This is a genomic window from Psychrobacillus sp. (assembly GCF_032154225.1).
In the GTDB taxonomy this organism is placed as follows: Bacteria; Bacillota; Bacilli; order Bacillales_A; family Planococcaceae; genus Psychrobacillus.
This window is the reverse complement of sequence record NZ_JALDYF010000008.1, coordinates 21,450-35,101: the sequence shown is the minus strand read 5'-3', so window position 1 is coordinate 35,101 and position 13,652 is coordinate 21,450. Positions and strand designations below refer to the sequence as shown.

Annotated in this window: 14 protein-coding genes, 1 pseudogene and 1 riboswitch; of the genes and pseudogenes, 13 read left to right on the top strand and 2 right to left on the bottom strand. The window is 35.4% G+C overall.

Going from position 1 to position 13,652, the window contains the following annotated elements; genetic code table 11:
• Window positions 1-155 precede the first annotated feature (155 nt).
• From RUH95_RS12130 to RUH95_RS12085, 10 genes are all read left to right on the top strand, one after another.
• The gene (locus RUH95_RS12130) at window positions 156-779 is read left to right on the top strand and encodes a TetR/AcrR family transcriptional regulator (protein ID WP_313893140.1); all 624 of its coding nucleotides are present in this window, start codon (window positions 156-158) and stop codon (window positions 777-779) included.
• Window positions 780-791: 12 nt separating this feature from the next.
• Window positions 792-1,469, top strand: a complete 678-nt coding sequence (locus RUH95_RS12125) for an MBL fold metallo-hydrolase (RefSeq protein WP_397469503.1) — start codon at window positions 792-794, stop codon at window positions 1,467-1,469.
• Window positions 1,470-1,513: 44 nt separating this feature from the next.
• Window positions 1,514-1,825 (top strand): YrdB family protein, encoded by a 312-nt coding sequence (locus tag RUH95_RS12120; RefSeq protein ID WP_313893239.1) that lies wholly within the window; start codon window positions 1,514-1,516, stop codon window positions 1,823-1,825.
• 105 nt (window positions 1,826-1,930) lie between these two features.
• Window positions 1,931-2,428 (top strand): sigma-70 family RNA polymerase sigma factor, encoded by a 498-nt coding sequence (locus RUH95_RS12115; protein ID WP_313893138.1) that lies wholly within the window; start codon window positions 1,931-1,933, stop codon window positions 2,426-2,428.
• Complete coding sequence (locus tag RUH95_RS12110) at window positions 2,418-3,431, top strand: anti-sigma factor (RefSeq protein ID WP_313893137.1); 1,014 nt, start codon at window positions 2,418-2,420, stop codon at window positions 3,429-3,431. Before RUH95_RS12115 ends, RUH95_RS12110 begins: the two co-directional genes overlap by 11 nt.
• A complete protein-coding gene (locus RUH95_RS12105) occupies window positions 3,413-3,730 on the top strand; it encodes a hypothetical protein (protein WP_313893136.1) in 318 nt (105 codons plus the stop codon). The genes RUH95_RS12110 and RUH95_RS12105 overlap by 19 nt, the downstream gene beginning before the upstream one ends.
• 89 nt (window positions 3,731-3,819) lie before the next feature.
• Window positions 3,820-4,545: a GntR family transcriptional regulator gene (locus RUH95_RS12100; RefSeq protein WP_313893135.1), complete on the top strand. Its 726-nt coding sequence runs from the start codon at window positions 3,820-3,822 to the stop codon at window positions 4,543-4,545.
• A gap of 408 nt (window positions 4,546-4,953) precedes the next feature.
• A riboswitch (cyclic di-GMP riboswitch) is annotated at window positions 4,954-5,040 on the top strand.
• Window positions 5,041-5,093: 53 nt separating this feature from the next.
• Complete coding sequence (locus tag RUH95_RS12095) at window positions 5,094-6,266, top strand: ATP-grasp domain-containing protein (RefSeq protein WP_313893134.1); 1,173 nt, start codon at window positions 5,094-5,096, stop codon at window positions 6,264-6,266.
• A 75-nt stretch (window positions 6,267-6,341) separates the two neighbouring features.
• Complete coding sequence (locus RUH95_RS12090; protein WP_313893133.1) at window positions 6,342-8,027, top strand: methyl-accepting chemotaxis protein; 1,686 nt, start codon at window positions 6,342-6,344, stop codon at window positions 8,025-8,027.
• 762 nt (window positions 8,028-8,789) lie between these two features.
• Window positions 8,790-9,011, top strand: a complete 222-nt coding sequence (locus RUH95_RS12085; RefSeq protein WP_313893132.1) for a cysteine-rich CWC family protein — start codon at window positions 8,790-8,792, stop codon at window positions 9,009-9,011.
• 116 nt (window positions 9,012-9,127) lie between these two features.
• Here the strand turns inward: RUH95_RS12085 and RUH95_RS12080 are convergent, their stop codons facing one another.
• Window positions 9,128-9,460 (bottom strand): alpha-hydroxy-acid oxidizing protein, encoded by a 333-nt coding sequence (locus tag RUH95_RS12080; RefSeq protein WP_313893238.1) that lies wholly within the window; start codon window positions 9,458-9,460, stop codon window positions 9,128-9,130.
• Between RUH95_RS12080 and RUH95_RS12075 the strand changes: the two are divergent.
• From RUH95_RS12075 to RUH95_RS12065, 3 genes and pseudogenes are all read left to right on the top strand, one after another.
• Window positions 9,416-9,583 (top strand): annotated as a pseudogene (locus RUH95_RS12075) (NUDIX hydrolase); the annotation flags it as partial. The gene RUH95_RS12080 and the pseudogene RUH95_RS12075 overlap by 45 nt on opposite strands.
• 207 nt (window positions 9,584-9,790) lie before the next feature.
• Window positions 9,791-10,780, top strand: a complete 990-nt coding sequence (locus RUH95_RS12070; protein ID WP_313893131.1) for a VanW family protein — start codon at window positions 9,791-9,793, stop codon at window positions 10,778-10,780.
• A gap of 750 nt (window positions 10,781-11,530) precedes the next feature.
• Window positions 11,531-12,145 (top strand): NUDIX hydrolase, encoded by a 615-nt coding sequence (locus RUH95_RS12065; RefSeq protein ID WP_313893130.1) that lies wholly within the window; start codon window positions 11,531-11,533, stop codon window positions 12,143-12,145.
• Between the two features lie 92 nt (window positions 12,146-12,237).
• Here the strand turns inward: RUH95_RS12065 and RUH95_RS12060 are convergent, their stop codons facing one another.
• Entirely contained in the window at window positions 12,238-13,575 is a 1,338-nt protein-coding gene (locus RUH95_RS12060; RefSeq protein ID WP_313893129.1) for a Sau3AI family type II restriction endonuclease, read from the bottom strand.
• Between the last annotated feature and the right edge of the window lie 77 nt (window positions 13,576-13,652).

Below are 13,652 nucleotides of genomic sequence, written 5' to 3'. Positions count from 1 at the left end.
TCAGAATAACATCTGATCTTTATCCTTTATTTTTTATTTCAATTTGCTGCATTAGGCAAATGAAAAATATGGCAATAGAAATATTGACAATTAGGTAACCATTGGTTATATTGTAACCAGTGGTTAGTTACCTAAAGGAGAAATGAGTAGATTTGATGATGAAAAGTAAACAAGAACAACGATCAGAAGAAACGAAAAACCAAATCTTAAAATCAGCAGGAAAATTATTTGCTAAAAAAGGATACGATTCCGTAACGATACGAGAAATTGCAAAGGATGCAGGATGCTCACATACAACGATTTATCTTTACTTTAAAGATAAGGCAGCATTGCTACACCAACTTTCAATGCCTTCCTTACATGAATTACATCAACAATTGCAAAGGATTTCGAATGTAAAAGCGCAATCACCGGAAGAAAAACTAAAAGAAATTAGTCGTGAATATATTTACTTTTGCCTAAACAACCGAAATATGTACGATATTTTTTTCAATGCAAAATCCTCAAGAATAGACGAGGAAGTACCTGAGCTGGAAATTAATAAGCTTCGTTTGGAAATTTTTGCTCTTATGAAGGCTGTTATTCAGGAATGTCTTTCTTTTCCAAACGGTGAGCAATTATTGACCTTTTCCCGTATTTTTTACTACCACCTAAATGGTATTTTAAGTACATATTCGTATCAACATGAACCGCTCGAAATATTAATGGACAGATTGACATCAACGTTTGACCTCTCTATAGAAATTCTTTTATTAGGCTTCAAAGAAAAATTAAAGTAAGGGGACATGATGATGAAGATAAAAAGAGTTTCTGAGCATATTTGGAGTTTGAAAACGTGGATGTTAGTTCCCATTCATGTGTGGATTGTAGTAGAAGAGGATGGAATTACATTAGTAGACGCAGGGATGCCGATGATGGCTAAAGGAATTATGAAATTTATTAAACAATTAAACGCTGGACCTTTGCAAAGAATTCTCTTAACTCATGGTCATGTTGATCATGTTGGAGCTGTAAAGAAAATATTGAGAGAAAGTAAAGTGCCAGTATTTGCACATCGAATAGAAATTCCATATTTAGAAGGGGAACTACTTTATCCGAAACGAAAGAAACTAGAACAAAACTTACCGAAACAACTAACTCAGCCCCTTTTAGAAGACGAAATTGGAAGTTTGAAAACCATAGGTGGACTTATACCTTTTCTAACACCTGGTCATTCTCCGGGGCATGTTGTGTATTACCATGAAAAAGATAAAGTGTTGCTAGCCGGTGACCTTTTTACCTCTAAAAAAGGAAAGCTTCGTCCCCCTATGTTTACAGCTAATATGGTTGAAGCGGTTAAAAGTAGTAACATTGTATGGGAGCTAAAACCTTTAAGATTAGAAGTATGCCATGGAAGCACGGTATTTCATCCCGCCGAACAGTTAGATGAGTATGTTAAAAAAGTAGAGAAGAAATTAGGTGCCATTTAAACGTGCTAATTGTTCAATACTCCGTGCTTAGTATATTTTTCTTGATGGAAATATGCGCATTAGCGGCCTTCGCTTTTTGGGGATTTCATATAGACCGAGGCAGGTTTTTCAAAATATTATTCGGTATAGCGACCCCTCTTATAATCGCGATCTTTTGGGGTACATTTATATCTCCAAAAGCAACTTTTCCAGTGACTGTTCCAGTGCGAATCATACTGCAATTCGTTATATTTGCTTTTGCAGCCGCTGCGCTATATTTCTCAGATAAAAGCCTGCTCGCGCTTATTTTTGGAGTAGTAGTTTTGATTGGAATGATATTAATGTATTCAATCGTCGATAACCCTAATTTCAATTGAGCCAAAAACATATAACGTGTTTTTGGCTTTTTTTTATTAAAAAATAAAAAAATTTGCAACTTTTAGATGTAGTTCTGCGTTGATTGTACGAATGGAGGCGGGTACATGGAAATTGAAGACATTTATCGGTTGTATGTGAATGATTTGTACCGCTATTTGCTATCCCTTTCAAAAGATCATTATAGAGCGGAAGAGCTAGTACAGGAAACAATTTATCGAGCTTTTCTTCATATAGATGATTATCAAGGATACGTCAAACCATGGTTGTTTAAGACAGGATATCATGTGTTCATCGATTCGATACGAAGAGATCAAAGGGTAGTGCTTACGGATACGCCACTTCTATCTAGTTGGGTGGCAAAGGATTTAACGGAAGAAACAGTTCTGGAGAAAGATGGATATGGAAAACTATTGACATTGATAGAAGATCTTCCGATAAATGAGAAACAAGCCATTCTGCTCTGTGATGTACATGATTTTTCTTATAAAGAGGCTTCAGAAATCCTTGTTCAAAATATTAATACAGTGAAAAGTCATTTACATCGAGGAAGAAGAAAATTAAGGAAGATGCTACAAGAAAGGATGGAAATACATGAATCATAAGGATAAAGCGTATGAGAATCTAATTAATGGAGCAAAAAAAGACTTGGAAGAACAGAATTTTGGAATCTCTGAAGAACAACAGCAAAAAATCATGAAGCAAGGGAAGACACGTGCAAAGTTGACGATTGTTGTAACGATACTTGCGATCCTTTTATTGATTTTGCCTATTTTGACACTTTTTTCGTTTAGTTATTATGCTATTGGAGGGCGAGCAAACGAATTAATAGAAGTAGCCGATAAAACAATATATTTGACTGAGCCTAATGTAAGTGTAAAAGAAAGAGAAGTAGAAACGACAATTGACATTTTTTCAATGGATGTTCACTTAAACTTGGAGAAAAAAATTGGAAAAGAGATGATTCGATTTGGCGATACGTCCATTCCTTTTTTATTCAATAAAGCGGACCAACCGGCTAGTCAGTATAATGTTGATTCACCTCCAAAGAAAATTCCTTATTTCAACGATGAGTTAGTCCATCCAAAAGCATCACTGACTTACAATGAAAATGAGGAATGGGATAAGCTGAAAGGTCTTCCGGAAGGTACAGTAGCCGAAGCATACTTATCATTTGATAAAGAATATTCAATAGAAGAACTAGAGCAATTATTTGAAGGAAAAAATATGGAGCTTCGTTGGTATGCAGTTTATACGGGAAATGAGCATATTCAACAAGCTGATAATGGAGTATACGTTTCTCCAATCGGATTCCCAGCACAAATTGATCCAGATTCTTGGTCTCCATTTAACGGAGAAGAGTCGAATGAAAAGAACTTTTTAGATAGTTTGAAGTTTTTACAAAAGCATGAAGATGTGGCGACAATGGTTGCAAGATCAAAGGAACTCGATTTAACAAAACGATTAAAGTATGTTGAACAAAATGGTATTAAAGTTTATGGGGCAGTAGTTACAGGTCCTACTAAGGAAGTTTTGAAGTTACAAGAGGAATCCTTTGTTAGAGGAATGAAAAGAGGAGAAGTGAGGTTATGGAATTGGCATTCGTAAAGGGAAAGAAAAATCAACCGTTTCGAACGAAAGAAACGGTAACAGGCACTATTTCTATTCTATTGGCTCTCTTTGCTCTTTTCATGATTAATGTAGCGTTAATCGTGAATTCTTCTTTTATGCCAACTGGAATTATTCGAAATTGTCTTATAGGGGCTATGATTTTTGGTTTGGCAGGCCTTTTCACAAATAAGAGAAATCGGACGTTTGCACTTTGGGGATTAGCAATAAGTGGTTTCATCACTTTTTTCTTCTTCTTTATGATTGGCTTTGCATGGTCTATCAATCCTATGCCGTAAACTAGGGTGACATTATAAAAAAAGTTAAGCTTCATCTACCTTGTTATAGTTATAATAAAAATAAGTGTACAGGATGTATCTAAGGGGAGATGATTCCAATTTCAGCGGATATGGAAACTCAAATTATTGATGACATAATGGATCAAATTGTTTCAAAGACTATTGAACATGGGGAAAAAATGCCTTCTGAAAATGAACTTTCTAAAAAATATCGAGTACCTAGAATGACGGTAAGGAATGCACTGACGAAATTAGAAGAACGGGGATACATTTATTCGTTACAAGGAAAAGGTCGATATTTAAAAGAAGAATCTACTCAAATTCAGCTACATTTAACAGGAAAAACGAGCTTTACGGAAAAAATGAAACAAGCGGGACATGATTTAAAAACACATAATATTGCATGTGAGAAAGTCACTTATAACGAGCAACTTTTTCAAAAGCTAAATGCAAGAAAAGAAGATAATGTCTATAATGTTGGGAGAATTCGTTATATAAACGACGAACCGATAGCCATTCATTATTCGTATGTCAGTGAAACAATGTTCCCAACAATTGCGAAAGACGGACCAAAAATCGAGTCAATGTTTGCTTACTATGAGCAACTTGGTTTCATGGAGTTTACAAGTAAAAAAAGCTTGTTAAGTATTACGTTTCCTACTTCTAATGAACAACAATTATTATGTTGTAAAAGTATGGTGCCACTTATCGTCGTGGAAAGTGACTGTATAGATCTGGAAACCGGTAAAGTATTGGAACATACGAAAATAATGTATCGCAGTGACAAGTTTAAATATGATATAACGATGGATTGACTATCGAAAAGGTAAAAGTATAAGCCGTTGCATATGCAACGGCTTATTTTTTTTCGCTCATTTTTTATATTTAGGTAAAAATGTAGAATCGATCGATCTTCACCGAAGTCGTTGTACCGAAAGCAACTATTCCGATTTCCGTTCTATAAGGATAATAAAGTCGTTTCATTTTGATGTAAATAACAAAGGGTGATCTACTACTTATGAATGGTAGCATCACCCTTTAAAGTTGTTTAAAAGACATCTGCGCTTTTCTTAAGGTGGAAATTATTATAATTTAACGATTAAGAATATTTGATAATAACAATAATTTGGTATTTTTAGTGTAACATATATTTACCAATATTTTTCTGGGATAATAGATCCATTGGTTTCTTTGTTAAAGGGGCTATATACATATATCCATATCCCTCGAAGGGGCAAACCTATTGAAAAATAGGGACGCAAAGCTACGGGTCTAAAGTAGTTACCTACTATGATAGCCGGGCTGCCAAATAGTGTTCTAATATTTTTTTACATCTAGGTAAAACACTTAAGGAGGACAACAATTGATTATACTTGATAAGCCTTACGTATCTATTCTACTTTCTACATCGGTTAAAAATCTTCAAATTCCTATTATTAAAGTGAACGATGTATCTATTCCAAATGAATCGGGATTAACTATTACTAAAAAAGAGGACTTTCTAAGGGAATTCCAAAATACTCAATCGCCTCTACTTTTTAATTCAGAGAATGGGTTACGTATTTTAAATGAGTATTTGCCGAATCATTACTTAACTACTATTGCAGCGACATTAAAAAATAAAGCTGAATTTAGAAGAGTATTAACAAAACATTTCCCAGAATTCTTTTTTCGAGAAATTACTTTTGCAGAACTAGATGATTTAGACATGAATTCCGTTCCATTCCCAATCATTATTAAACCTGTTGTGGGCTATTCAAGCATTGGTGTTTATCGTATTGATCAAAAGGAAGATTTTATCGATTCGATTAACATGCTTAAAGAAGATATGTCGATGGCTGGTAGTGCCTATCCAAAGGATGTTATTGACAGTCAAACTTTGATTATTGAGGAGCTAATCGAAGGCGACGAATACGCAATCGATGCCTATTATTCAGAAGATGGTAAACCCGTCATTCTGAATCTTTTCAAAAGAATGTTCAGTCATGAGAAAGATATGAGCGATAGAATTTACTATACGAGTAAACAAGTGTTAAAAGAAGTGTTACATAAAGTAGAGGACTTTCTTGAGAGTATAGGTCCAATATTTGGGTTACTATCAGTGCCCGTGCATATTGAAGTTCGCATCAATAGCAAAGGACTCGTTGTTCCAATCGAAGCAAACCCACTACGTTTTGCAGGAATCGGTACTACTGAGCTTGGTGTATATGCATACAATGTAAATGTTTACGAATATTACTTCAATCAATTAGAACCAGATTGGGATAGTATTATGGAGAATATGGATGATTCTATTTATAGCTTTTGCTGTGCAGAATTTGATCCTTCGATTGATTGCAAGGCGATTGAATCCGTTGATCACGAAGCATTTAAGGAACATTTTCAAGAGATCCTTGCATATCGTCCGATGGATTTTAATGCATATTCAACCTTCTCCGTCGTATTTCATAAAGCGTCGAATTTTGAGGAAAACAAACGAATTCTCAGTCTTGATTTAAGCGATTTTCTAACAATGAAAGAACTTGAGCTCGTTTAAAAGTTAGCGCATATTTATATATCCTACTATTTAGAGAGAAATAATTGCTTTTTAATTTAAAGGAGATTTTTACCAATGTTTAAAAGAAAAAAATCTGTTAGCAAAAAAATTATGTCAGCTGTCCTAATTCCAGTTACCTTACTTAGTATCATCTTTAGCTTAGTACTTTTTATGGTTTCCGACTTTATAATCCAACGGCATCTCGTTCCTCAATTTGAGGATGGTCTGACAATGAAGATGGAGAAATATAATGAGCTATTTGACGCGGACATGGTCCATAAAGCGAAAACAGATAGAACAGCATATGAAGAAATGCTATCTAAAGCAAATGACTTCCAGAAAAAGATGAATCTAGAAAGTGTTTATATTATGAGTAAAGTGAACGGAGAAGAGGTAATTTTACTCCTTAGCAATGCAGAGGATCACTTAACTCCTTTAGCATTTACGGAGGACCAATCACAAGCACTTACAACAACGGATATGGTCATAAGTGACTTTTATGAAGATGATTATGGAGCACATAAATCTACTTTTTTACAAATTGAAGGAACTGATTCAGTTTTAGGTCTAGATCAGGATGCAGATTTTATATTAGACTTAGAGAAAATGCTTCTCATCTTATGCATAGGTCTTTCTGTTTTATTTATAGCGATTAGTTATGTTACTGCTCTAATTCTTTCTAGAAGAATAGCTAAACCATTAGTTACACTTGTAGGTTTCACGGAATTAGTAGCACAAGGTGATTTAACAAAAGAAATAACAATGGATAGCAAGGATGAAATAGGGCAATTAGCAAATAGCTTTAATCGTATGCAACAACAATTAAAGGAAACAATTCATCATGTTTCCACTACCTCTATTCATGTTGAATCCGGTTCTGATGACCTGTCACAAAGTATTAGTCAAGTTACAGACGTGATCAATCAAATTTCAAGTGCTATTCAAGAAGTAGCGATGAGTAGTGAAATGGTAACAAGTGGTGCAACAGAAAACCAAGCTGCTATTCAAGAAATTTCAGATGGGATTTTGGAGATTTCTCGCTCAACTGTGAATGTCTCAGATGAAGCCTTAGAAGCATCTAAAGAAGCAGAGCAAGGAAACACTACTATCCAACAAACAGTAAGAGGAATAGAATCAATAAATACATCAGCAAAAGCATCTATGCAAATAACACAACAGATGCACCATCGCTCGAATGAAGTAAGTCAAATCACACAGGTTATTACAAATATTTCTGAACAAATTAACTTACTTGCTCTAAATGCAGCAATTGAAGCAGCTCGTGCAGGTGAATATGGAAAAGGATTTGCTGTTGTAGCAGGAGAAATCCGTCATTTAGCGGAGCAAGCTGCAAATTCAGCTACCGATATTTCCCAGCTAATTAACGAAATGCAAAAGGATTCGAACCAATCTGTAGTGTCTATATCTAAAGTAGTAGATGAAATAGACAAAGAAACAGAAGCAGTACGTATTGCTGGAGACACTTTCGAAAATATAGCTTTATTAATTAATAATATGACTGGAAAAATGCAGTCTGTTGCTGCAACGGTTGAAGAAATCTCAGCAGGGTCTGAGCAAGTGTTAGCTACTACAAACTTGACGGTTCAATCGTTAGAACAATCGTCAGATCATACGCAAAATATAGCTTCCTCTATAGAAGAGCAGTCGGCTTCCATGGAAGAGATGTTCGGAACAGCTAACCAACTCCATGAAATGGCGGAGCATTTAAAAGAACAAATTTCTCATTTTAAAATTAAATAGGATATGTAGTAAAGCCAGCATCGTAACTTCTGATACGATGCTGGCTTTTTATAGAAAGATTAGAAATATACGAAACTAGTATGTCAGAAATCCGATTTTCAGGTATTTTTAATTATTTTTTGATGGAGATAAATAAGGTTTCCTGAAGCTTACCGCCCGCTTTCCCGCAGGAGTCGAGCGGACGCTTCTCCAAACCACTAGAATAATACCTTCTATAGTGAATGATAATAGTAAGTGGATACAGAGAAAAATAGGTAGTATCCATTGAAAAGTAAGCGAAGAGCATCAACAATCCAAGAGGGAGAGGGGCAAACATTTGCCATAAGCTCCTCTGAAAATCCCCCGTTAATAGTATAGCGAATGTCTCGTCCAAAGCACTCGGGAATTAGTGAAGAACAAGTTGCACTTAAAGGACGCTTGTGCTTTTCTTAAACAGTTTTAATATTTCGGTAAAAATGTAGAATCGATCGATCTTCGCGCATAATCGATCAATCTTCCAAACAAATTTTTGGGAGGGCACGGAGAAGCTATTTATAAAGTTGGTGTGCTTTTCTTATGAAAAAATATCCTGATTGATTTACTTAATACTTCCAGCCACCATGCTATAATTTGGATATACATACCACGAAACTAAGGTAGGTTAGTCGGAAAATATGGATTGTTAGTTGAAATCTTGGGGTATTTAGTTGGAATTTCTGATCTTTTATTTGGAAAATGAACCGTTGAAAATTTACAATGGGAATGCTACGGGGGAGTAGAAAGATGAGTGAAACGATCAGCAAGAAGTCTTGCCCACTTTGTGGTAAGAACAATAAGTGTTGTAATAATAATCAAAAAGACGTAGGAAATTGCTGGTGTGATAATAGACAATTCCCGGCTGAAATTTTCGAACATGTTCCACCTGAAAGCGTGCACAAACATTGTATTTGCGAGGAATGTCTTGATGAGTTTATTGACGAGTCGGTTTCTAATGTAGATAAATAAAGCAGAGGGACTTAGTTGTTAAAAAGGTAGGCTATTTAATCGGGAGTGCAGCATCTCTGTTAGAAACAAATTTAAAATAAGCGCCAAAAGTGGGTGCTTATTTTGTCGCTTCAGCCTCACTTCTTTCTGCGAATTAGAGAATCATTAACCTGGCTCATGGACGAACATCCTGTTAACGCCAAGGAGGTGTCGATATCATTTATAAAGTCCTTTAGAATGTGTCGAACACCTTGTTCGCCTTCAACAGCTAATCCATAGACAAAGGGTCTGCATAGTAAAACCGCTGAGGCACCAAGAGCACGTGCTTTAATAACGTCTGATCCTCTTCTAATACCACTGTCTAACAAAATCGGTATTCTACCTTGAATTACATCTACAATTGGAGGTAAAGCTTCTAATGAAGAGAGGAGACAGCGTTGCGTTCCGCTATTATGATTCCGCTTGTTCAAGTGAATTAACAATGGCATGGACTTTTCGAGGTGCGATCACTAACAATGAGAAAGCAACCAGGTGATATTAGTTTTCCAGGTGGTCGAATCGATCCAACAGATGCATCGCCATTGGATGCAGCCAAAACAATGGGCACCGAAACAAACGTGATTGTTTGAACAATGATGATAATTCATTTAGAAAAAATTGCGCTGCCTCGCATAAAAACCGGGGCAGCTTTATTTCATAGGACACTGACGCATGCTACTATGTGCGCACATTTCACACTATCACTACTACTTGAATAAGATGTCTAATTGGAAATACCTTATAGCAGGGAGTAAGATAGTGTGAAAAGTTGGATTGTTGCACTGGTAATTTTATGTTCAATAGGACTAGCGGGTTGTCTTGGAAAATCAGTAAATGAAGAATTAAATACAAATGCGGATGAACAAGAACAACCGATTGAGGAACCAAATAATCCGGTTACTCTTAACGGAGAAGCTGTAAAGGAAATAAAGCCTTTAGTTGTAAATATTGTTGATCCAAATACATTAGAAATAATAAAAACTATATCACCGAAAGATTTAGGATATGAAACAGATATCGAAACATATAAAAAGGAAATTGAAAAATTAGCTTATGAGTTGGCAAGAGGCACAGAAACAGAAGCTGGTTATGATAAGAGAATGGTTCTTGATAAAATGGATGAAGATGGTCAAATCATAAAAGGAAACCCGAGGATTATTTTAAAAGAAAGTGAATTAGTCGATAGAATTATAGAGGCATCAATTACTGGTAACAACGTTGAAATTCCTTTGTATGTGACAGAAAGTAGTTATAATATGGAAGATATTCCTCGTTTAGAGGAAGTAATAATTGCTTCTTATACAACTTATTTTAATCCCTCGGATGTAAACAGGAACAAAAATATAGAAATTTCAGCGAAGGCAATCCATAATGTAATCGTTGGAAGTGGGGATTATTTCTCGTTTAACGAGATGACAGGTCCGAGAGATGAAGCAAACGGCTACCAACCGGCACCGGAAATTATTAATAAGAAACACGTTATGGGTATCGGGGGAGGGGTTTGCCAAACGTCCTCCACACTTTTTAACGTAGTGGATCAATTACCCGTAAAATATGTTGAAAGACATCATCATTCATTAGATATAGGTTATGTTCCAAAAGGAAGAGATGCAACTGTTTCATATGGTGCATTAGATTTTAGATTTCAAAATACAAGAGAAGCACCTTTTTTAATAAAAGCAATCTATGGCAATGGCTTCCTTACGATAGAAGTAAGAACTTCTAAGGAGTATGAAGGTATTGTGAAGTAAGTCTGAAAAGAGTGAAATTGAATCGTGAAAAAGATACTTACTTTCCGCGGGCGAACCATCGAGCCTCCTCTTGTTACTTTTTCCTCTTTCTGTTAATCAAGGAGTATTCTGAGATGATATAAAAAATCTACAGAATAAGTGGGAAAAAATGGAAATTAAGAATGTTTAAATAATCTTGCCACTTGTGAAACCTTTTCTCTTTAGTCTGAGCACATCAATTATAAAGTTGATGTGCTTTTCTTATTTTAGTGTCCTGCGTATAAAGAATATCTAAATAAAGTTGTCTGCCCAAACGTGCTAAAATATAACCAATTAAACCGATACAAGAGATAACCGAAAGAGTGATCGAGAAAGAATTGGAAAATGAATTTTTCGATGAATGAAACGAAAATTAAGCAATTATGTGACTTTACTACTTTTAAAATAGGAAAAACCTATTACCTGTCAGGAAAATTGAATATGCATTCCTTTCATGATCAAGTAATTAAAGCTATTGTGAAAGCTGGGTATAATTTCGGCACGCGACACAGATGAGCAAACATACAATATCTTCGCAGAGCGCTTATTCGCCGGTGCAGATGAATCAGGTGGGGCTACCATTATGCTATTTACATGATTCTATTGATTGGATATGGGAAGAGGATCTAGAATGAAGAATCAACCAACATCAATAGAAAGAAATAAAATTAGGTGGAGTATTTGCAAGCAATGCTTTTGTGAATATTCTTTGAATGTTTAGGAGGAGATTCCATGTACTTGGATAAGCTGAAAAATGAAATAAATCAAAAGCAGCCTCTATTTATCGGAGAGGAAACAGCATTACGTTCTGCCATTATAATCCCACTTGTTCAAGTGAATGAAGAATGGCATGTCCTTTTCGAAGTACGATCACTAACAATGAGAAACCAACCAGGTGATATTAGCTTTCCAGGCGGCAGAATCGATCCAACAGATGCATCCCCGTTAGACGCAGCCATACGAGAAACTCATGAGGAATTAGGCATCGATCTGGCAACTATCAACGTTCTAGGACAGATGAGTGCATATATTCCATCATCATCCTTCGTTGTCTATCCATTTGTAGCAACCATCGATCAACATCCAATCCATTCGTTTAACAAACAAGAGGTGGAAGAGGTATTCACGATCCCTGTTGAGTGGTTATTGAACTATCAACCTTATATGCATACAGTGTCTATTCAACCAATGCCTTCAAGCGATTTCCCTTACGAAAAAATAATGAACGGCGATAAATACCAATGGAGAACACGGGTGATGGAGGAATGGTTTTATGATTACGGGAAGTATACGATATGGGGATTGACTGCTAGGGTTTTGAGGCATTTTGTGGGGATGATTAGGTGAGAGGGTAGGCACTGAGACAAAATAAAAAATCCTTTTGGTTAAAAAAAGGATTTTTATCTTAAAGCGCCTGATTAAATTGATTAAAATCAAGTCTACAATACCACTTTTGACTCTCTGAATTTTTGTTGCAAAAATTCTTTGTTAAACATAAAACAAGCTTTGTTCTTACCCGCAAAAAAAAGTTCATATGCCCCTTTTTTTGCTCCTTTTGTTGAAATGACAAGCGGGATGTCATGATACTTTGTTGCTGTCGGAAGCAAAGATATATCATTCTGTACTATTGCCTTTTTTATAAGGTTGTAAGTTTCACCGAAGCGTTCAATTTCATCTGCGGTATATGTTACTTTAAATAAGCAATGAAGGATTCGCTCTCCGTTTAATAGGTTTCTATTGTCTTGGTCTTTTCCAATATAGCCTATGTATAAAAAAGTACTCTCTTCAAAGAATAACTTCCATTCTGATTCTTCCCAGCTGTCTTCAAAATGACTGATATTTAATGTGGGGAAGGTTCCTTTTTCGATGGGTGTATAGTCTTTTTTTATCGGAATACTCTTAATTTCATATGTAGATTTACTAAAAATCTCAAGCTTCTCAAGTTCTTTTTTATTACCAATAATACGCTTTACTAGCATGTCACTAATATTTTTAGGAGTTTTATCTATTACATACGTTGGGTCAATCATCTTTAAAATATCTAATTGTTTCAATCCTTTATAAGACTTGATTTTGTCCCAAACCCAATCTTCAGGAGTTAGTTGTATTGTTAATTGTGTTGGTTGATTTTGTCTATGTTCATTGAGCACCCCTCTTAAAAATGAATTTTTCAAAGAAAATGCTCGTGTTGGGGCAGGAATTGATGAATATGGTTGGCTTTGTGTTTGGCCAGACGCTCCTTTTGTAGCAGCACCTAAAATAACACTGTCTCCTTCGGATAGTTCGTGTGCAAAACCATTCGCTATTTTTTTTTGAATCATATTGTAGTCATTTTGGATAACAGTTTCTACTTTCGATAAATCGTATAATTGGAAATCGTGAATAATGAAATCTTTTTGGTTAACCCCATCTATGTATTCATACCAAACGAATAATAACTTTCGATTTTTCGTAATCACACTGCTAAATTCAAAGGGCTCATGAACAATAGAGTTGTAATTAATTTGACTAAGTGATATTCGTTCTTTTGCAGACCACCTGGCCTTTTTTAAAGTTTTAAAACCAGATACTTTAAGTTCTACACCGATGTACTCAAAATCTGCTTGAGCTAGATTGTTTAAAGGATATCCGTAGAATCCTGTTTCAACGACTTTACCTAAAATTCCTTTATCCTGTGTTTTTGTTTGAAGCAAGCCTTGTTTGTCGATTTCTCCAAAAGTTTTCCCAAGGATTTCTTTTGTTTTATTTAGTAACTCTTCGATAGATTGAAATTTCAATATTTATTACCTCGCGGTCTGTACTTAGCCATCATTTTCTTTACCTCAGTCTTGGGTTTCCTTAATTATATCACCAT